This is a genomic window from Pseudoalteromonas luteoviolacea NCIMB 1942 (assembly GCF_001625595.1).
GTDB classification, from domain to species: Bacteria; Pseudomonadota; Gammaproteobacteria; order Enterobacterales; family Alteromonadaceae; genus Pseudoalteromonas; species Pseudoalteromonas luteoviolacea_A.
In genome coordinates this window covers 1-18,600 of the sequence record NZ_AUXT01000195.1, presented here as the reverse complement: position 1 = coordinate 18,600, position 18,600 = coordinate 1, and the positions used below count along the sequence as shown (strand labels likewise).

At 44.0% G+C, this 18,600-nt stretch carries 20 protein-coding genes; 12 read left to right on the top strand and 8 right to left on the bottom strand.

Annotation, left to right across the window (positions count from 1 at the left end; genetic code table 11):
• The first annotated feature begins 31 nt into the window (after positions 1-31).
• From pepQ to N482_RS18660, 4 genes are all read left to right on the top strand, one after another.
• Complete coding sequence (gene pepQ / locus N482_RS18675; protein ID WP_063378491.1) at positions 32-1,354, top strand: Xaa-Pro dipeptidase; 1,323 nt, start codon at positions 32-34, stop codon at positions 1,352-1,354.
• Between the two features lie 84 nt (positions 1,355-1,438).
• The gene (locus N482_RS18670; protein WP_063378490.1) at positions 1,439-2,053 is read left to right on the top strand and encodes a YigZ family protein; all 615 of its coding nucleotides are present in this window, start codon (positions 1,439-1,441) and stop codon (positions 2,051-2,053) included.
• Between the two features lie 83 nt (positions 2,054-2,136).
• Positions 2,137-3,588 (top strand): TrkH family potassium uptake protein, encoded by a 1,452-nt coding sequence (locus N482_RS18665; protein ID WP_063356045.1) that lies wholly within the window; start codon positions 2,137-2,139, stop codon positions 3,586-3,588.
• A 232-nt stretch (positions 3,589-3,820) separates the two neighbouring features.
• Positions 3,821-4,498, top strand: a complete 678-nt coding sequence (locus tag N482_RS18660; protein ID WP_063378489.1) for a flagellar brake domain-containing protein — start codon at positions 3,821-3,823, stop codon at positions 4,496-4,498.
• Positions 4,499-4,555: 57 nt separating this feature from the next.
• Here the strand turns inward: N482_RS18660 and trkA are convergent, their stop codons facing one another.
• The 4 genes from trkA to def are packed head-to-tail and all read right to left on the bottom strand — an operon-like array spanning position 4,556 to position 8,718.
• Complete coding sequence (gene trkA, locus N482_RS18655) at positions 4,556-5,932, bottom strand: Trk system potassium transporter TrkA (RefSeq protein ID WP_063378488.1); 1,377 nt, start codon at positions 5,930-5,932, stop codon at positions 4,556-4,558.
• An 18-nt stretch (positions 5,933-5,950) separates the two neighbouring features.
• Positions 5,951-7,234 carry a 16S rRNA (cytosine(967)-C(5))-methyltransferase RsmB gene (rsmB, locus tag N482_RS18650; RefSeq protein WP_063378487.1) on the bottom strand — a complete coding sequence of 428 codons (1,284 nt, stop codon included), beginning with the start codon at positions 7,232-7,234 and terminating at the stop codon, positions 5,951-5,953.
• Positions 7,234-8,178, bottom strand: coding sequence for a methionyl-tRNA formyltransferase (gene fmt / locus N482_RS18645; RefSeq protein WP_063378486.1), 945 nt, complete (start codon positions 8,176-8,178; stop codon positions 7,234-7,236). Before fmt ends, rsmB begins: the two co-directional genes overlap by 1 nt.
• Positions 8,179-8,208: 30 nt before the next feature.
• Complete coding sequence (gene def, locus N482_RS18640; protein ID WP_063378485.1) at positions 8,209-8,718, bottom strand: peptide deformylase; 510 nt, start codon at positions 8,716-8,718, stop codon at positions 8,209-8,211.
• Positions 8,719-8,834: 116 nt separating this feature from the next.
• Between def and N482_RS18635 the strand changes: the two genes are divergently transcribed.
• Genes N482_RS18635 through N482_RS18625 form a run of 3 tightly spaced genes read left to right on the top strand, consistent with a single transcriptional unit; the run spans position 8,835 to position 11,531 of the window.
• Positions 8,835-9,947: a LysM peptidoglycan-binding domain-containing protein gene (locus tag N482_RS18635; RefSeq protein WP_063378484.1), complete on the top strand. Its 1,113-nt coding sequence runs from the start codon at positions 8,835-8,837 to the stop codon at positions 9,945-9,947.
• Between the two features lie 28 nt (positions 9,948-9,975).
• Positions 9,976-11,055 carry a DNA-processing protein DprA gene (gene dprA / locus N482_RS18630; protein ID WP_063378483.1) on the top strand — a complete coding sequence of 360 codons (1,080 nt, stop codon included), beginning with the start codon at positions 9,976-9,978 and terminating at the stop codon, positions 11,053-11,055.
• 2 nt (positions 11,056-11,057) lie between these two features.
• A complete protein-coding gene (locus N482_RS18625) occupies positions 11,058-11,531 on the top strand; it encodes a DUF494 family protein (protein ID WP_063378482.1) in 474 nt (157 codons plus the stop codon).
• A gap of 27 nt (positions 11,532-11,558) precedes the next feature.
• Here N482_RS18625 and N482_RS18620 read toward each other — a convergent pair whose 3' ends face one another.
• A complete protein-coding gene (locus N482_RS18620) occupies positions 11,559-12,317 on the bottom strand; it encodes a hypothetical protein (RefSeq protein WP_063378481.1) in 759 nt (252 codons plus the stop codon).
• A gap of 196 nt (positions 12,318-12,513) precedes the next feature.
• Between N482_RS18620 and N482_RS18615 the strand changes: the two genes are divergently transcribed.
• The 3 genes from N482_RS18615 to hemF are packed head-to-tail and all read left to right on the top strand — an operon-like array spanning position 12,514 to position 14,582.
• Positions 12,514-13,092, top strand: a complete 579-nt coding sequence (locus tag N482_RS18615) for a type I DNA topoisomerase (protein WP_063378514.1) — start codon at positions 12,514-12,516, stop codon at positions 13,090-13,092.
• Positions 13,079-13,654 carry an L-threonylcarbamoyladenylate synthase gene (locus N482_RS18610; RefSeq protein WP_063378480.1) on the top strand — a complete coding sequence of 192 codons (576 nt, stop codon included), beginning with the start codon at positions 13,079-13,081 and terminating at the stop codon, positions 13,652-13,654. The genes N482_RS18615 and N482_RS18610 overlap by 14 nt, the downstream gene beginning before the upstream one ends.
• A 4-nt stretch (positions 13,655-13,658) precedes the next feature.
• Positions 13,659-14,582, top strand: a complete 924-nt coding sequence (gene hemF, locus N482_RS18605; protein ID WP_063378479.1) for an oxygen-dependent coproporphyrinogen oxidase — start codon at positions 13,659-13,661, stop codon at positions 14,580-14,582.
• 78 nt (positions 14,583-14,660) lie between these two features.
• On the opposite strand, the gene N482_RS18600 is transcribed toward hemF, so the two are convergent.
• Complete coding sequence (locus N482_RS18600) at positions 14,661-16,268, bottom strand: methyl-accepting chemotaxis protein (protein WP_063378478.1); 1,608 nt, start codon at positions 16,266-16,268, stop codon at positions 14,661-14,663.
• Positions 16,269-16,371: 103 nt separating this feature from the next.
• Complete coding sequence (locus tag N482_RS18595; RefSeq protein WP_063378477.1) at positions 16,372-16,833, bottom strand: group II truncated hemoglobin; 462 nt, start codon at positions 16,831-16,833, stop codon at positions 16,372-16,374.
• A 26-nt stretch (positions 16,834-16,859) separates the two neighbouring features.
• Between N482_RS18595 and aroE the strand changes: the two genes are divergently transcribed.
• On the top strand, positions 16,860-17,669 hold the full coding sequence (aroE, locus tag N482_RS18590; RefSeq protein WP_063378476.1) for a shikimate dehydrogenase: 810 nt from the start codon (positions 16,860-16,862) through the stop codon (positions 17,667-17,669).
• Between the two features lies 1 nt (position 17,670).
• The gene (locus tag N482_RS18585; protein ID WP_063378475.1) at positions 17,671-17,910 is read left to right on the top strand and encodes a DUF1488 domain-containing protein; all 240 of its coding nucleotides are present in this window, start codon (positions 17,671-17,673) and stop codon (positions 17,908-17,910) included.
• Here N482_RS18585 and N482_RS18580 read toward each other — a convergent pair.
• A complete protein-coding gene (locus N482_RS18580; RefSeq protein ID WP_196763604.1) occupies positions 17,896-18,429 on the bottom strand; it encodes a gamma carbonic anhydrase family protein in 534 nt (177 codons plus the stop codon). The two genes, N482_RS18585 and N482_RS18580, sit on opposite strands and share 15 nt — an antisense overlap.
• Positions 18,430-18,600 lie beyond the last annotated feature (171 nt).

Sequence of the window (18,600 nt, the reverse complement as noted above, 5' to 3'; positions counted from 1 at the left end):
ACAATAAAAATTCAATTAATATGGGTACACCGTGGACAAATTAGCCAACTTGTATGCAGAGCATATCACGACGCTTCAAGCGCGCACCAAAACCATCGTAGAACGAGAAGGCTTAGACGGATTAGTTATCCACTCTGGGCAGGCTAAACGCCAGTTTTTGGATGATATGTATTATCCGTTTAAAGTTAACCCTCAGTTTAAAGCTTGGTTACCGGTGATTGATAACCCTCACTGTTGGTTAGTGGTTAACGGGGTAGAGAAACCTAAATTAATTTTTTATCGCCCTGTGGATTTCTGGCATAAAGTGCCTGATGAACCGAATGATTTTTGGGCCGATTACTTTGATATCACTTTATTGGTTCAACCTGAGCAAGTTGAGAAGTTACTACCATATGACAAAGAGAAGTTTGCCTATATTGGTGAGTATCTCGAAGTTGCGCAGGCGTTAGGTTTTGGCCAAATGAACCCAGAGCCAGTGATGAACTTCTTGCACTATCATCGCGCTTATAAAACAGAGTATGAAATGACCTGTATGCGTGAAGCAAACCGTATTGCGGTATTGGGTCACAAAGCGGCTAGAGATGAGTTTTATGCAGGAGGCTCTGAGTTTTCGATTCAACAAGCTTATTTAAATGCGACCGCACATATGGAAAACGATATGCCCTATGGCAATATCGTTGCGCTGAACAAGCACTGTGCGATTTTACATTACACCCACTTTGAGCACCAAGCTCCAAGTCAGCATTTATCATTTTTGATTGATGCAGGTGCTAATTTTAATGGCTATGCCTCAGATATTACCCGTACGTATGACTTTGCTAAGCAAGGTGAATTTGCAGAAATGGTGGATTCTTTAAATGCCCATCAAATTGCACTAGGTAAAGCGCTTGAACCGGGTAAACTGTATGGTGAGTTGCATATTAATTGCCATCGTCGTATAGCGCAAATTTTAGCGGACTTTAAAGTGATCAACCTAGGAGCTGACGAGATTGTAGAAAAAGGCATTTCATCTACTTTCTTCCCTCATGGCCTTGGTCACCATATTGGATTGCAAGTACATGATATGGGTGGGTTTATGGCTGATGATCAGGGGGCACATCAAGCGCCTCCAGAAGGTCACCCGTTCTTACGTTGTACCAGAAAGATTGAAGCAGGTCAGGTGTTTACCATTGAACCTGGGCTTTATTTCATTGATTCATTACTGGCAGATTTGGCGAAAACAGATCACGGTAAGCATGTAAATTGGGACAAAGTAGCGCAGTTTAAACCGTACGGTGGTATTCGTATTGAAGATAACATCATTGTCCACGAAGATCGCCTTGAAAATATGACGCGAGACTTTAATCTAGACTAATTCGCGTTGCGTAATTAAGGTCATTTCTATTAAATCCATAAAAGGAGTCTCAAGGGACTCCTTTTTTCACAGCTATTATAGTGTATGTCAGAGTATAAAATCCCATGTGAGACTATCCGTTATCACGAAGAAATAAAGAAAAGCACCTTCATTGTGCATATTGCTCATACGCCAACATTGGAGGAGGCGAAAGCATTTATTCGCAGTATCAATGAAGAGTTTCCTGATGCCAGGCATAATTGCTGGGCACACGTAGCCGGCGCACCTGGTGGTAGCCATGTACTTGGCTTTTCTGATGATGGAGAACCCAATGGCACTGCGGGTAAACCCATGCTTAATGTTCTAATGGGCTCTGGAATTGGAGAAATTACCGCAGTCACGACACGTTATTTCGGTGGTATCAAGCTAGGTACTGGTGGCTTGGTCCGTGCTTACGGTGGCACACTGAATAATGCACTGAGGGAGCTCACAACTTCGTTGAAAGTACCTTCAGTAATCATTCTTGGTGAATCTGACTATGGGTTGCAGGGGGTTATAGAGCAGCACTTAGCCATTCAGTATCAAATTCTTGAAGTAAAACATGATTTTGCTGCGAAGATTGGCTGGCAAATAGAAATAGATGCGCGAGAGGCGGATGCTGCTATTCAGTCTATCTATGATTTAACCCATGGTAGTGTGTCATTTAAGATACAAAAGTGATTGATTTCCCGAGTTACGTGGTTTACTAACGCCTGAGGGTATTAGACAATCAAAACTAATCATAACAACAAGCGATCTGCGTTATGCAATTTCGTACCATTATAAAAATTCTCGGCCAACTTGTTGCGCTGTTTAGCATTACTATGGTGCCACCGGCAATAGTGTCTTTGATATACAAAGACGGTGGTGGTGTACCATTTGTACTTGCTTTTATTTTCAGTGTGCTAATTGGTCTTATGGCCTATTACCCCAACCGCAAGGAGCGAGGTGAACTCAAAGCCAGAGAAGGCTTCTTAATCGTGGTTCTTTTTTGGCTGGTACTGGGCTCCTTTGCATCCGTACCCCTCATATTCTTAGATGAACCGAATTTATCCTTTGCCGATGCTGTATTTGAAGCATTCTCCGGTCTCACTACGACAGGTGCTACCGTGTTAACGGGGATAGAGTACTTGCCTAAATCTGTCTTATTCTATCGTCAACAACTGCAGTGGTTGGGCGGTATGGGGATCATCGTATTAGCGGTGGCTGTACTTCCCATGCTTGGTGTCGGTGGTATGCAGTTATACCGAGCTGAAACGCCGGGCCCAGTGAAAGACTCGAAAATGACGCCGCGTATTGCCGATACTGCAAAGCATCTTTGGTACATCTATGTTGCGCTCACCGCCGCCTGTACAGCCGCTTATAAAGTGGCAGGAATGGGGTGGTTTGATGCTATTTGTCATGCCTTTGCAACCATCGCTATCGGTGGTTTCTCTACCTATGATGCCTCGATAGGTCATTTTGACAGCCCCATGATCAACTTTATTTGTGTGGTATTTTTGTTGATAGCGGCCATTAACTTTTCACTTCACTATGCCGCTGTTGCTAGTCGTAGCGTGCGGGCTTATTTAAGAGACCCGGAATTCAAGGTCTTTCTGTTTATTCAGTTGGCACTGGTGGTGATTTGCTTTGCTGTGCTGTCTTCAAATCAAGTTTATAGTGACGGTGATGAAACACTTGATCATGCGCTATTTCAGGCTGTCTCAATCAGTACAACTGCAGGCTTTGCAACGGATAGCTTCTCGGCATGGCCATTGTTCTTACCTATTCTCTTAATTTTTTCGAGCTTCATCGGTGGTTGTGCCGGGTCCACTGGCGGTGGCATGAAAGTGGTGCGCGTGTTCTTGCTTTATTTGCAAGGGATCCGAGAGCTTAATCGTTTGGTACACCCTAGAGCCATATACTCAATAAAGCTTGGCCGAAAGGCACTTCCAGATAAAGTGGTTGAAGCGGTGTGGGGGTTCTTTTCTGCCTATGCGTTGGTTTTTGTGATAATCATGATTGCTTTGCTTGGCACTGGGTTGGATAACATCACTGCATTCTCGGCCACAGCTGCCTGTTTAAACAACTTAGGTCCAGGCTTGGGTGATGTGGCTGCTCATTATGGTGATATCAGTGATACCGCAAAGTGGATTCTGACGCTGGCCATGGTTTTTGGTCGATTGGAAATATTCACTTTATTAGTTCTATTTACTCCTACCTTCTGGCGCGGTTAATCTCCCAATTTTCAAGAGATTAATACCGATTTAGCCCTATGGATAGGGCTAAAAAGCCTTTCTCATAACAAAGCATGGAATTGGCTTTATTTATCATTACTATTTCTTATTTATCTGAAATTATTAAAGTTTTTATTCATTTCTACGATATAAATGCGGTAGTTAAATTATGGCGACATAAAATTTTGCCATGCTGCTAAAATTAATAAAGGGCAAGTGAAGGGCTTTTACCATGACTAAAAGTGAGTTGGCAGAAAACCGACTGCAGGTGTTACAAATGCAAGCGGGTAGTATTGTTGATATGGAAATCGTGTTGCCAGCGAATCGCAAGCGCATTAAGACTGAATTTGTAGGTGCACTTGAAAATCAGTTTATTATCCTAAATCAACCTAGTCATAAGCGCTTAGGTGCAGCACTAGATTATGTCAAAGAAGGCACTGAGGTAATCGTTCGTGCATTGCCTGAAGAAGCCGATGGGCAAATTATCGCATTTAAAGAGACCATTAAAGCGGTGACCACGCACCCTGCACGCTTAATTTACCTCTATTACCCGAGTGAAGTGCAAACCTATAAGTTACGGGCGCAAACACGTATTCCAACTTTGATACCGGCGGTTCTGAGTGTCGAAGGAAAAAGTGAAGTGGGGGTGATTAAAGATATCTCACTTGCGGGTTTGATGTTTGATGTGCAAAGAACGCATCTACCTGAGGAGCTAAAAGAATTGACCTGCGAAATATTAATCGAAGGCAAAGAGTCTCAAAAGGCCGTGCTTACAGGGACAGTGTGTCGTGTCAAAGAGAGCCATGAAGACATCATTTCATTGGGGATACATTTGGAAAGCCAAGACAAAGAAGTCCAAGCGATTTTGAAAGACTATTTAATTGATATCTCCGCGCTCAACTACGATTAAAACTGGGCGCAGGTGGATTAGGCATGTTAAATGACAGACATGCCTAATTAGGTCGGGTTAAACGAACAAAGCGCTAACTTGGAATAGCTTTTCGACCACACCAATTTGCTTTTTATCAATCAAAAACATGATGACATGGTCGCCGGATTCGATCACTGTATGGTCGTGCGCAATAAGTACTTCTGCATCGCGTACAATCGCACCGATGGTAGTACCGTGCGGCAACTTAATATCTCGGATAGCTCTACCCACAACTTTTGAGGTATTTTCGTCGCCATGGGCAACGGCTTCGATAGCTTCAGCTGCACCTTTTCGCAAAGAGTATACATTGACGATATCACCCCGTCTGACATGAGTCAGCAATGCAGAAATCGTGGCTTGCTGTGGAGAGATGGCAATATCAATTTCGCCACCCTGTACTAAGTCGACATAGGCACTACGCTGAATGAGCACCATGGTTTTTTGTGCACCCATACGCTTTGCTAGCATGGCAGCCATGATATTGGCTTCATCATCATTGGTTACCGCAATAAATACGTCAACCTGCTCGATATGCTCTTCGGAAAGTAACTCTTGATCTGAAGCGTCTCCACAAAATACCACGGTGTTATCTAGCATTTCAGACAACTGAGACGCGCGGTTATGGTTGCGCTCAATCAGCTTTACACTGTGGTTCTTCTCTAGCGAACGTGCTAAACCCGCCCCAATATTACCGCCCCCAGCAATCATGATCTTTTTATATGATTGCTCGAGCTTTTGCAGCTCGTTCATAACTGCGCGAATGTGTTTCGTTGCGGCAATGAAGAATACTTCGTCGTCCGCTTCAATCACCGTTGTACCAAGCGGCTTAATGGCTTTTCCCTGACGGTAAATGGCAGCAACACGAGTGTCAACATTAGGAATATGCTCTTTCAATGCCGAGAGGGCATAGCCTACTAGTAGTCCACCGTAGTATGCCTTAACTGCAACCAAGGAGAGCATGCCGTCGGCAAATTTCAATACTTGCAGGGCTCCGGGGTAGTCGATTAAGCGACGAATATACTTGGTGACCAGCTGCTCTGGTGCGATGTAGTGGTCAACTGGTAAGTCGTCGTTATGGAATAGCTTTTCTCGGTAATCAAGGTATTGCTCGGAACGGATCCGAGCAATTTTAGTTGGCGTATTGAAAATACTATAGGCGACCTGACATGCGATCATATTCACTTCGTCTGAGCTAGTCACCGCAATGATCATGTCGGCGTCTTCAGCACCAGCTTGCCTTAATACCTCGGGGTGGGCACTGTGACCATTCACACCTTGCAAGTCGTATTTGTCTTGCAATTCGCGCAGACGCTCACCGTCGATATCAACAACGGTGATTTCATTTTGCTCCCCGACGAGGTTTTCAGCGAGCGTGCCACCAACCTGTCCGGCACCTAAAATAATGATTTTCATAGCTCAAACTTACAGTTTTTATTGTTTTTGCAACTTCGCGTAATAGAAGCCATCAGTGGTGCCTGGCAATAATTGTAAACCGGGCTGCTCAGCGTTATCTTGATCGTGTAATGCAATGTGCGTTGCATTGTCGGTACGCGCTAAAAAGGCTTTAATTTGCTCATGGTTTTCATCTGGAAGTACTGAGCAAGTTGCGTACACTAACGTACCACCTGTTTTTAACAACGGCCAGATATTATCTAAAATTTTAGCCTGTAATGCTGCAAGTTCATCGATATCAGCCGCTCTTCTCAACCACTTAATATCTGGGTGGCGACGTATTACACCTGTAGCTGAGCAAGGTACATCCAACAGGATACGATCAAACTGCTCACCTTGCCACCAGTCATCAGGTTGATCAGCCAAGCCGTGCACGCAGTCAGCATGCAAAGAAAGACGATTAAGGTTGTCGGTTACGCGTTCTAGTCGCTTCGCATCGGCATCTAACGCTGTAACTTTGGCATCTGCGAGTTCTAGTATATGGCAGGTCTTGCCACCAGGTGCTGCACACGCGTCCAAAATAATGTCACCATCTTGTGGAGCGAGCAATCTCGCCGCCATTTGTGCTGCTGCATCTTGTACAGAACACGCACCTTTGTCGAAACTGGGCAGCGCTTTCACATCCACTGGTTGAGTAAGCAATATGCCATCTTCGAAGTCGTCATTGACGCTGTGGGCGATATCCGCTTTATCCAGCTTTGCTGAGTAAGCTGGCGTCGAACCTTGTTGCTGATTAACGCGCAACCACATTGGCGCTTGTAGTTGGTTTGACTCCAGAATTGCTTGCCAATCTTGGGGGTACGCAGCCTGTAGCTTTTTAATAAACCAGCTAGGGTGGTTGTATTGACATACCAAAATTTCATTGGCGCTTGCTTCTAACTCTGTTTGTTGGCGTTGAAAGTTACGCAATACGGCGTTAACGAGGCTTTTCATACCTGGCGCCCGCAAAGGGTTTAGTGCATTTACTGTCTCGGCAACCGCGGCGTGTGCGGGTACTCGCATATGCTGTAATTGATAGATACCTACGTATAGCAAGAACTGAAATACTCGGCGCTTGCCTCGTAGAGGTTGATCTAATAAATTCTGACAATAGTGCTCTAGACTTGGCAAATGGCGCAAAACGCCATAGCACATTTGCTGTAGTAAGGCGCGGTCCTTATGTGGCAATTGCTGGCTGGCATAAGGAAGCTGGGCGGTCAGCGAATTTCCTTTATCTACAACCTCAAATAATGTTTGCGCCGCCAGCGCTCGTACATTTGCCATTATGCGCCCACCTTATTGCCCGGCGTTACCCAATCAGCACGACCATTTAAAAAGTCTTGTGTAGTCATTGGCTTTTTGCCCTGTGGTTGTAATTCATTGATTTGTAGTGCACCTTCACCACAGGCAATAATGATCCCTTGCTTTGACGCCTCGAGTACAGTACCTGGTTCTCCGGTCTGGGTAACCACCTCTGCTTGCCAAATTTTCACCGTTTGCGATTGCATTTGAGTGAAACACATTGGCCAAGGGTTGAATGCGCGAATATTACGCTCGATTTGTTCTGCACTCATTTTCCAGTCAATTTCAGCTTCTTGCTTGGATAGCTTTTTCGCGTAATTTGACAGCGCATCGTCTTGCTTTTGAGGAATGATTTTGCCCGCAGCTAGTTTGTCGAGTGTTTCGACAAGCGCGCTAGGCCCGAGTTCTGCTAACTTGGCGTATAGGCTGGCACTGGTTTCTTTACTATCAATTGGACAGGTAGCAATATGCAGCATGTCTCCTGTGTCTAACCCTTCGTCCATTTGCATGATGGTGACCCCAGTTTCATTGTCGCCCGCCCAGATTGAACGTTGGATAGGTGCTGCTCCACGCCAGCGTGGCAATATTGACCCATGCACATTGAGGCAGCCAAGTTTTGGTGTGTCCAAAATTGCTTTTGGCAATAGCAACCCATAGGCAACGACCACCATCACATCAGCATGAAATGCTGCTAACTGCTCAGTCGCTTCATCACTTTTTAATGAAGCTGGCTGCACGACTTGTAGATCGTGTGCTAGCGCCAATGTTTTAACTTCACTGGCTTTTAGTTTCTTACCTCGACCAGCTGGTTTATCAGGAGTGCTATATACAGCAATGACTTCATGATGAGAGTCGATTAATGCTTGGAGGTGTCGCGCGGCAAAATCAGGCGTGCCCGCAAATACAATACGCAGAGGGTTGTTCACTAGTAAACTGTCCAATTAAATAATGTCTGATTAAGCTTTAGTCGCGAGACGGGCTTCTTTCTCAATTTTCTTTTTGATGCGTTGACGCTTTAGTGGCGACAAATAATCAATGAATAACTTACCAACTAAATGGTCTAGCTCGTGTTGAACGCAATTAGAAAGCAGTTCTTGTGCATCAAATTGATATTCTTCACCGTTTTCATTAAGTGCTTTCACCGTTACTTTTTCAGCACGGTCTACTTTTGCATAAGAATAAGGGACCGATAGGCAGCCTTCTTCACATACCATATTACCTTCAGAGGCAACGATTTCTGGATTGATTAATACATAAGGTTCGTTGCGTTCTTCAGATACATCAATAACCACAATGCGCTGATGAATATCAACCTGAGTAGCTGCGAGGCCAACGCCATTTTCGTCATACATAGTTTCTAACATGTCTTTGACGATTTGACGGGTTTCATCATTTACTTCTTTAACGGGCTTTGCAACGGTGCGCAATCGCTCGTTAGGAAACTTAAGCACTTCTAACTTTGCCATAGATACCTTTTACAGTCTTTCTAAATGAGGTAATGTATGCTCTTATTTTAGCCATTCACGTTCCCCTTTAACAGGTTTTGGTGGATAATATCTAAAAATAACTCAAGGAAGCATGCATGAAATCTCAAATTGCCGCCTTATTCATCGCTGCTGTTGCCGTATTCCCTGTCATTGCAGACACACTAACGGTCAAAGCTGATGCACCCAAGCGCTATGTTGTCAAAAAAGGGGATACACTCTGGGACATTTCGAGCTTGTACCTTCGTAGCCCATGGAAGTGGCCTGAGTTATGGCAAAACAATCCTCAAATTGATAACCCTAACCTGATTTACCCCGGTGATATTTTGGCTTTAGAAGTCGATGAAAATGGCAACCCAGTACTAAGAATCGATAAAGGGGTAAGAAAATTATCCCCGAAAACACGTATTATTACAGCAAAAGGAGAGGCGATACCAACTTTACCGTTGTCTGTGTTGGAGCCATATCTCATTTTTTCTCAGGCGCTGAGTAAAGATGATTTAGATGATGTCCCGATTGTATTGGGCTCGAATAAAAACTTTAAGATGAGTATTGTGGGCCACTTGTTGTATGTGAAAGGGGACTTATTGCAAGGGGGCACTTACGGTATCTATCGGAAGGGCGAACCGTATAAAGACGGCTCGACGACACTTGCCTATGAAACTAAGTTGGTTGGTACAGGGCGTGCTACTAAATCTGGCGACATAGAGGATGGGGTCCCTAGCACTTTAAGAATCGACGGTGTGAAGCAAGAGGTCAAAGCGGGTGACTTGGTCATGCCAATTGCACAGGGGCAAGATCACAAAGCCGCTTTTAGAATGAGCAAACCAAGCATAGCCATAGACGGAAAAATTATTGCGAGCGGTAATCGCCATACCGAGTTTGGTGCAATGTCAGTTGTCATATTGAACCTTGGTAGTAGTCAAAAATTGGTTGAAGGGAGTGTATTGAATATACTGCGTCAGTCCCCCACTGTGATTGAAAATGAAGACGGACCAAGGTATGTGGAAGACGCTAGCTCTCTAGATAAGCTCATTGGAGATATCGGCTCTTTGTTTGGCGAAGAAAACAGCGAAGACAGCACTGTATGGCATATGCCCAGTGAAAAAGTGGGAGAGCTGATGTTATTCAAAGTGTATGACAACATTAGTTATGCCATGGTGACTAAGACGTCTCACCCTATTAGAGTGGGAGATAGCGTCACGAATTAATTATATATTTAATGCTCAAGGAGGGAGCGTGGATAAGTTATCAATACGACAAGCACTTGCTTTACAATTGTGCCGGGGTCTCGGCGTTTCAACTTTGTTGGCTCTACAGCAAAAGATTTCCCTACCTTCATTATTTTCACTGGGCCTTTCAGATTTACTGCAACTTGGGCTATCAGAGGAGGTTGCCAAACAATTACATCGTGTGGATTGGCAGCGAGTAGACCAAGTAATTAAGGTGTGTGAGGCCCAAAACCTACACATTATTCAATTTTTCGATAAACACTACCCAGTTGCACTGACGCATATTTGCAATCCACCTTGGCTATTATTTTGCAGGGGAAATACTGCGTTGCTAAAACACCCTCAGATAGCCGTTGTAGGCAGCCGCTCAGCTTCTCGAACAGGGCTCGATATTGCGTACGACTTTGCCAAACAGCTGAGTCAGTCAAATTTACTAGTCACGTCCGGCATGGCTCGCGGAATTGATGGTGCAGCACACACTGGAGCATTGGACTGTAACAAGGGAACCATTGCGGTATTGGGCACTGGGGTTGATGTGATTTATCCGCAGCGTCATCGCGACTTATATTGGCGTATTGCAGAGCAAGGTTTGCTGATTAGTGAGTTTTTACCGGGGATCCGCGCCCATGCAAGCCACTTTCCGAGGCGTAACCGGATTATCTCTGGCTTGTCATTGGGAGTGTTGCTGGTGGAAGCGGAAATAAAAAGTGGTTCACTAATTACCGCTCGATATGCGCTGGAGCAAAATAAAGAGGTATTCGCGATACCCGGGTCAATTCGTCATAGCTTGTCCCAAGGGTGCCATTTTTTGCTCAAGCAGGGAGCCAAACTCACTGAACATGTCAGCGATATTCTCGAAGAGGTGAGCTTTTTACCCGAAAACAGTCTATATATTATAGAAAGTGAAGAACCGCAGGAGAGTTGCCCCATTTTGCAAAATCTCGGCTATGAGGTGACAGACGTAGATACCTTAGTGCAGAGGACCCAGTGGCCAGTAGAGCAGGTACTTGCCAGACTATTGGACTTAGAGCTTGAAGACAAAGTAGAACGTGTATTAAACGGCTACATCAAATTAGCGAGGGGTTAAACATGTTTGATATCCTAATGTACTTATTTGAGAACTATATTCACAGCGAAGCGGATATCTTCGTAGAGCAAAATCAATTGACCGATGAACTGGTCGGGGCTGGTTTTAATCAAGACGAAATTTACAAAGCGCTTGATTGGTTGGAGCAACTAGCAGATTTACAACACAGTGATGAATTCCCATACTTAAACGCAAAACCAGACTCGGCCATTCGCATTTATACAGAAGAAGAAAGCAGAGTGCTGGATGTAGAGTGCCGAGGTTTTTTAATGTTTGTTGAGCAAATAGGGGTCATTGACTGTACAACGCGAGAAATGGTGATCGACCGTATGATGGCACTAGAGAAGTCGTCCATTTGTTTAGATGATCTAAAATGGGTGATCTTAATGGTGTTATTTAATGTGCCAGGTAAAGAGCATGCCTACGCACAAATGGAAGACTTAATATTTGAACAACCTACCGGGTTATTGCACTAGGCAATAATCCTGTAGGCTTTGACTAAATTAGTTAGATCTAAAACAGGTGGTTTGGGCAACCATACGTCCGTTAGAACCTGTAAAAGTAGTAATACAGGCATATTCAATGGAGGCTGAATAATCGTCAATTAGGTTTGTGACAGCAAGAGTTTCGCTGCTAGGCGTTCCTCCTCCACTTGTTTTATAATTAAACTTAAATGTTAATTTGTTTCCTAAATGTTTTACTTCTGCATCTATTGGAACACATGTAGTCGCTGTAATTTTGCAAATACCCGTAGCCTTACTACCATAACCGCTAGAAGAGGTAATAATGCTGAATTGTGATTGATTTTCTGCTCCAGAATTGCGCTCTATATTGTTAACTAGTTGAGTGGTTGTAGTAGTACCTGCACCTGAAAAAAATAAGTTTAAAAAACTGCTGAACCAGCCTAGGTTTGACTCCCTTTGTGTGTTGGAACCGTCCTTTCGACCATTTGCTAATTGATCATCAATACTATAATGAGTACGACAGTCGTGGCCACAAGGTGTAGTTTCATAGTAACGATAAATACGCTTGGCCAATGCCGCGCTAGCAAATTCTCTTAGAGCGATATCGGTATCAATACCTTGTTGATTAAATATTGTATAGTCTAGCTTTTTTGAAGAGCTATTCCACGACACAGAAACAGCAAGTTCAACACCCCAGCTAGTTTTAAAAAAGTATACATTTTCAGGATAAATATATTGCCTTGCTTGAGAAGAGAGTGAAAACAAAACACAGCATAGAATAAACACGGTTTGGCGCATTAAAAATCTCCTTATTTAATGTCGAAAGTACCTAAAGCGGGTTCACTGTGTGTAGTTTTGTTTTTTTTTGTCAATTTTTTGTGTTTTTTGTGTTTTTTATATGTTTTGCGGTTAAATGTACCTGTTTATCTAATCGCGTACACGGAGTAAAATAGCGCGAAATAGCGCGATGCGTGCACAACCCAAGGTTATTCCAATGAGCAAAATTGACCACTCACTTTTTAATGCTAATCAGCATGCATTAGAAAAAGAATATGAAGTCTGTCCAAAGTGCGGTTCTGGGCTGGTGGTCAAGCATTCCAAAAATGGGGCGTTTCTTGGCTGTGCCAGCTATCCAACTTGTGACTATATACGCTCTTTTGCACATCATGACAGTCATGACATAAAAATTCTGAATGATGCCGATTGCCCTGAATGTGGTAAACAACTAGTGATTAGAAATGGTCGTTACGGAATGTTTATTGGTTGTACGGGTTATCCGGAGTGTCACTTTATTGTGCACGAAGATGAAGAGGAGTCTGAATCTTTACCGACGTGCCCTAAGTGTCAAAAAGGCCAACTACAAAAGCGCAAGAACAAATACGGCAAGTTTTTTTATGCTTGTGATGCCTATCCCAAATGTAAGTACAGTTTAAATCAGCACCCGGTTGCGCATCAGTGTGAACAGTGTAACTGGCCGGTTATGGTGCAAAAACAGCGCGCGGGCAAAGCTATGCTACAATGTCCACAAAAAGCTTGTCAGCATATGATTGAGGATCCCTATGACTCACAATGAAACACCTAATGAACAGCCACAATCGGCGATTGAAGCGTTACAGCAAGGCGAGTTGATCTGTTATCCGACAGAGGCAATTATTGGTCTTGGTTGTGACCCTGATAGTGAGGGGGCGGTGCACAAATTACTGGCTTTGAAAGAGCGCCCGATAGAAAAGGGGTTGATCTTGATTGCGGATAATTTTGCACAGTGTTTGAATTATGTTGATGACGCCAAAATCCCAATGGATAAACGTGCTGAAATTTTCTCTGCTTGGCCAGGTCCGGTAACTTGGGTATTGCCCGCTAAATCGACGACCCCGAAGTGGCTAACTGGTGAGCATACAAGTATCGCTGTTCGTGTGACCGATCACCCAGTTGTAAAGCAACTTTGTCAGGAGTTTGGCAAGCCTTTAGTGTCTACCAGTGCCAACTTCAGCGGTGAAGATCCAGCGATGACTATTGACGAAGCAAAAGCGATGTTTAATGAGCGCGTTGGTTTTTATCAAGACGGCGAATTAGGCGGACGTACTTCTCCAAGCCAAATCCGCGATGCAATGACTGGCAAAGTCTTTAGGAGCTAATCGGGTGAGTAAAGTAAATCTAGAGACAGTCAAAGCATTCTTACTAAAATTACAAGACGACATTTGCCAAGGTTTAGAGCAAGCTGATGGCAGCGGCAAGTTTGTTGAAGATAGGTGGGAGCGTGCAGAAGGTGGCGGTGGTCGAACACGAGTTCTAAGAGGTGGTGATGTTATCGAACAGGGGGGCGTTAACTACTCTCATGTATATGGTGCGTCAATGCCAGCATCTGCAACGGCACATCGCCCTGAATTGGCGGGTCGCAGTTTTCACGCCTGTGGTGTGTCATTGGTGATCCACCCTAAAAACCCACACATCCCAACAAGTCATGCAAATGTGCGCTTCTTTATTGCTGAAAAAGAAGGCGAAGAACCTATTTGGTGGTTTGGTGGCGGGTTTGACTTAACACCATTTTACCCTCAATTAGAAGATGTTAAGCATTGGCACAAGGTTGCTAAAGAGCTATGTGACCCCTTTGGTGAAGCCGTTTATCCAAACTACAAAAAGTGGTGTGATGATTACTTCTACCTCAAACATCGTGATGAGACTCGCGGAGTCGGCGGTTTATTCTTTGATGATTTGAATGAATGGGGATTCGATAAGAGTTTTGCCTTTATGCAGGCAGTAGGAGCAGGGTTTTTACCCGCTTACATTCCTATTATTGAGCGCAGAAAAGCACAACCTTTTACCGAACAAGAACGAGAGTTCCAGTTATACCGTCGTGGCCGCTACGTCGAGTTCAATCTTGTTTGGGACAGAGGTACCTTGTTTGGTTTGCAAAGTGGTGGTCGTACAGAGTCTATTCTTATGTCGATGCCACCTTTGGCACGTTGGGAGTATGATTTCAAACCAGAGTCTGGCTCAAACGAAGCGCGTTTATATGAGCACTTTTTAAAACCACAAGATTGGTTGAATATAAGTAATCTGTGATTGGTGAGTAGCTTGTCATAAATTACAAAGTAAAAAGGAACCTTTTGGTTCCTTTTTTGGTTGGATTAATCGTACAGGCTAATCTAGCTTAAAACCTCTTACTTGCTCGTCGAGCGAGCGGGCCAGCTTTAGTAGCTCTTCACTGACTTGTTTACTGCCATGAGCATCTACCAGTGATTGCTCTGCATTGTCTCTTATTGCAATGACGCTTTGGTTTATTTCTTCAGCCGCTAAGTTTTGCTGCTCGGTGGCATCGGCAATTTGCACATTAAGCGCATTGATCTCATGCATTTGCGACGAAATATCTTTTAGCGCCTGCGCGACTTGTTGCACCTGTTGAGCGCGATCGTCCGCTTCGGAGCAAGAAGCATTCATGGCATTGACTGTTTGCTCTGCCTCTTGTTGCAGCTTATCTATAGTTCTGCGGATTTCATCTGTAGAGTCATGCGTACGAGTTGCAAGTGTTCTGACCTCGTCTGCAACGACTGCAAACCCTCTACCGGCCTCGCCTGCACGGGCGGCTTCGATTGCTGCATTGAGCGCCAACAAGTTGGTTTGCTCTGCAATACTACTGATCACCTCTAAGACTTTACCCACAGCCAAAGTTTGCGCTTGCAGTTGGCTCACCTGGTTTGACGCGTCTCTTATATCTTGCGCTAACTGATTGATGCTTTGTTCAGTCGTGTGTGCAATCGACATACTTTGCTCTGCGAGGTGATTGCTGCTATCCGACTTTTCTGAGGCAAAGTGCGTGGTATTTTTGACTTCACTGGATGAACTTTCCAGCTCATTAATGGCCGCCGCAACTGAATCCGTGCCTTGTTTTTGCGATTGTATTGCGGCCTCTGTTGTCTCTGCGGCTGTATAAATGTGCTCGGCAGAGTGGATAAGTACTTTAGAAGAGCGTGACATCTCTGCAATACTGTCTTTAAACGCTGCCATCATTTTATTGAAGTTTGTGGCCAATCGGCCTAGTTCGTCGTCTATCTCATCATCTATACGTAAGCTAAGGTCTTGGTTCGTCGTAGCCAGTCGCATAGTTCTGCCGAGGTTTTTCAGCCTGACAATAAAGAGCTTGCGGAATAAAATACCAAGGATCAAAAACGCAGTGGCAAATATCGTTGTCAAAATAGCAGTGCTTAGTAAGGTGTTTTCATGGACCGTATCGTCAATCTCTTCTAGTGAATAGCTAATTTTCACAGCGCCCAGTACATCACCTTCCTGCGCTTGGTGACAGCCAAGGCAGTTTGTACCCTTATAATCAGCGCTGGCGACCATGGGTTTTAAATAGGTCATAACCCGCATATCACCTTTTTGCTCAATAACCAGTAATTCTTCACCGTTGAGTGCTGCTCGTTCGGAGTAGGACTGTGGCGATTCATTTGGATTACCTTGGCCATATAAGGCATTCACTTTTTCACCACGGATAATATGTGCATCTTCAATATTGTCGTGGTTACGTAACTTATCACCTAAGATTTGGCGATTTGCCATCGTGCCAGTGAGCATCATAGTATTGATGGAATCGAAATAATTATCTGCAAGCAGTCTAATGTTGGTTTCGACGGTTTGCTCAGCAAGGGATTTCTGTTGATTGCTGTTACTAAGAATACTGGCGATCAATACCAGCACACCCGTAATGGCGAGTAGGGCATATATTTTATGTTGAATAGACTTCACACGCATTGCACCTAATTTGAATTAAGTGTCTATTATGCGTGCGAACTCTAGATTGAGATTTGACTCAGCGCAAATGTAACTTGTCTAGTGCATTTATTTAAATAGTACTTTAGTCTTGGTTAATCATATGTGTCGCAAGCTGGGCAAAGGATTTTCTCAGTCCCTCTCGCAATAGTGGGTTATCTACTTCTGTTTCTAATGCTTTATCCATGCAGTGCATCCACTGATCGCGCAGGTCTTGGTTGATGGGGAATGGCATATGTCTCATGCGTAGGCGAGGGTGGCCGTATTTCTCCGCAAATAAATCAGGGCCGCCTAACCACCCTGAAAGGAATTCAAAAAATACCTGGCGGATCCTATCGAGTGGTAGTGGGTGCATATCGTAAAGTGGCTTCGCGTATGGATCGCTTTCCATAATATCGTAAAAGCGGTTGGCGAGTGCGAGAGTACCTTGCTCGCCACCTAATATCTCATAGGGGGTGCGCTCTGGTGTTGGAGCTTGATGATTTTTTTGTGTGGTTTGATCTTCACTTGCATCTTTGCGAAAGATGCGTTTAATTAACTGCTTCATTCACTATCACTATTGTTAGGCTAAAAATGGACAAATATGCGGTTTTTGGTAACCCGATAAAGCATTCTAAATCGCCAGAGATTCATTCGCAATTTGCATCTCAACTCAATGAGCATATCGAATATACTGCGATACTTGCACCAGAGGATGGCTTTATAAGTAGTATCAAAGACTTCTTTGCTGGTGGAGGTAAAGGTGCGAACGTTACCTTACCTTTTAAAGAAGCAGCGTTTGACTATGCAGACACACTTACGGAGCGAGCAAAATTGGCCGGTGCAGTGAACACATTAAAGTTACAAGAGGATGGATTGGTCCTAGGTGACAATACCGACGGCGCGGGTTTGGTCGCTGATCTACAAAGACATCAAGCGCAAGTACAAGATGCTGTGGTTTTATTATTAGGTGCTGGTGGTGCCGCAAGAGGGTGTATCTATCCTTTACTCAAAGCGGGTGTAAAGCAAATTGTGATTGCGAATCGTACGGTCTCAAAAGCACAAGCATTGGCTGAGCTATTTGCGCCATATGGAGACGTGGTGGCTGCGCCACTTGATGATATACCTGAGCTACTTTATACCGGTGTGATAAATTCAACCTCATCAAGTGTGACTGGCGACACGCCAAATATTTCAAGTCAGCTTGTGGCTGAGGTCATATGGGGTTATGACATGTTTTACAGCGATGAGCGTACGAGTTTTCTAACGTGGCTAGCCAACAATAACAATGCCTGCTATTTAATGGATGGGATGGGTATGCTAATCGGTCAAGCTGCGGAGGCATACTCGGTGTGGCGAGGAAAATATCCGAATGTTGACCCTTTGCTAGAGAAGGCAAAATAAAATGAATCAAGCTATTTTATTCAATGATGATATACACTTTGATGGGTCACGACGTCGTTTGGTGTTTACGGCTATGGTGTCAGGCATGATAGTCCCTTGTGTAGTGGCTGTGCCCGAAACTGAACTAGAGCCTATCAACCATTTTAGAAACCACCAATTTGATTACGAAATGCTGGCCGAGCAACGTATTGAAGATGAAGATTACTCGGCGTCTGGTGAAATAGAGTTAACCTTCTTGTAGATATTCGTCTTTTAACTCTACATAATTTTGTGCAGACACTTTCAAAAAAGTGCGCTCTTGATCTGTTAAAGGGCGTGCTTGTTTTACTGGGCTACCAACATACAAATAGCCGGACTTTAGTGTTTTATTGGGAGGGACTAAAGCACCACCACCGATGATGACATCATCTTCAACTGTGACATTGTCCATAACGATTGCACCCATACCGACCAGTATTCGATTGCTCAACTGACAGCCATGTAGCATCACTTTGTGCCCGATGGTCACGTCATCTCCAATAATGAGCGGGTAGCCTTTTGGGTTTGCAGCGCTTTTTCGTGTTAAATGAAGGACACTACCATCCTGTACATTTGTTCTTTCGCCAATTTTGATATAATTGACATCCCCACGTGCGGCGACTAGGGGCCAAACACTACTATCTTTGCCAATGCTAATGTCACCGACCAATACTGCGCTTTCGTCAATATAAACCCCTTCGGATAATTTAGGAGCAATACCTTTATATGTTCTTATCATAATCTAAGACTCTTAAAAGAAGATTTGCCTAGTTTAGAGTTTAATCATATAAATCGCTATAGGGTCTAAACACGACTTTTGTACGTTAAACATTCTATTTTAGTGCGTTTAGGTTGATAATTACACGAACAATGTATTTTTATAACTTTTCTTAAAAAAACGCTTGCGCCAATC

Bases quoted from the DNA above. Each gene is read 5' to 3' on its own strand.
- N482_RS18670 (WP_063378490.1), top strand. From the start codon at position 1,439: ATGTCAGAGTATAAAATCCCATGTGAGACTATCCGTTATCACGAAGAA.
- N482_RS18665 (WP_063356045.1), top strand. From the start codon at position 2,137: ATGCAATTTCGTACCATTATAAAAATTCTCGGCCAACTTGTTGCGCTG.
- N482_RS18660 (WP_063378489.1), top strand. From the start codon at position 3,821: ATGACTAAAAGTGAGTTGGCAGAAAACCGACTGCAGGTGTTACAAATG.
- trkA (WP_063378488.1), bottom strand. From the start codon at position 5,932: ATGAAAATCATTATTTTAGGTGCCGGACAGGTTGGTGGCACGCTCGCT.
- rsmB (WP_063378487.1), bottom strand. From the start codon at position 7,234: ATGGCAAATGTACGAGCGCTGGCGGCGCAAACATTATTTGAGGTTGTA.
- def (WP_063378485.1), bottom strand. From the start codon at position 8,718: ATGGCAAAGTTAGAAGTGCTTAAGTTTCCTAACGAGCGATTGCGCACC.
- N482_RS18635 (WP_063378484.1), top strand. From the start codon at position 8,835: ATGAAATCTCAAATTGCCGCCTTATTCATCGCTGCTGTTGCCGTATTC.
- N482_RS18625 (WP_063378482.1), top strand. From the start codon at position 11,058: ATGTTTGATATCCTAATGTACTTATTTGAGAACTATATTCACAGCGAA.
- N482_RS18620 (WP_063378481.1), bottom strand. From the start codon at position 12,317: ATGCGCCAAACCGTGTTTATTCTATGCTGTGTTTTGTTTTCACTCTCT.
- N482_RS18615 (WP_063378514.1), top strand. From the start codon at position 12,514: ATGAGCAAAATTGACCACTCACTTTTTAATGCTAATCAGCATGCATTA.
- N482_RS18610 (WP_063378480.1), top strand. From the start codon at position 13,079: ATGACTCACAATGAAACACCTAATGAACAGCCACAATCGGCGATTGAA.
- N482_RS18600 (WP_063378478.1), bottom strand. From the start codon at position 16,268: ATGCGTGTGAAGTCTATTCAACATAAAATATATGCCCTACTCGCCATT.
- N482_RS18595 (WP_063378477.1), bottom strand. From the start codon at position 16,833: ATGAAGCAGTTAATTAAACGCATCTTTCGCAAAGATGCAAGTGAAGAT.
- aroE (WP_063378476.1), top strand. From the start codon at position 16,860: ATGGACAAATATGCGGTTTTTGGTAACCCGATAAAGCATTCTAAATCG.
- N482_RS18585 (WP_063378475.1), top strand. From the start codon at position 17,671: ATGAATCAAGCTATTTTATTCAATGATGATATACACTTTGATGGGTCA.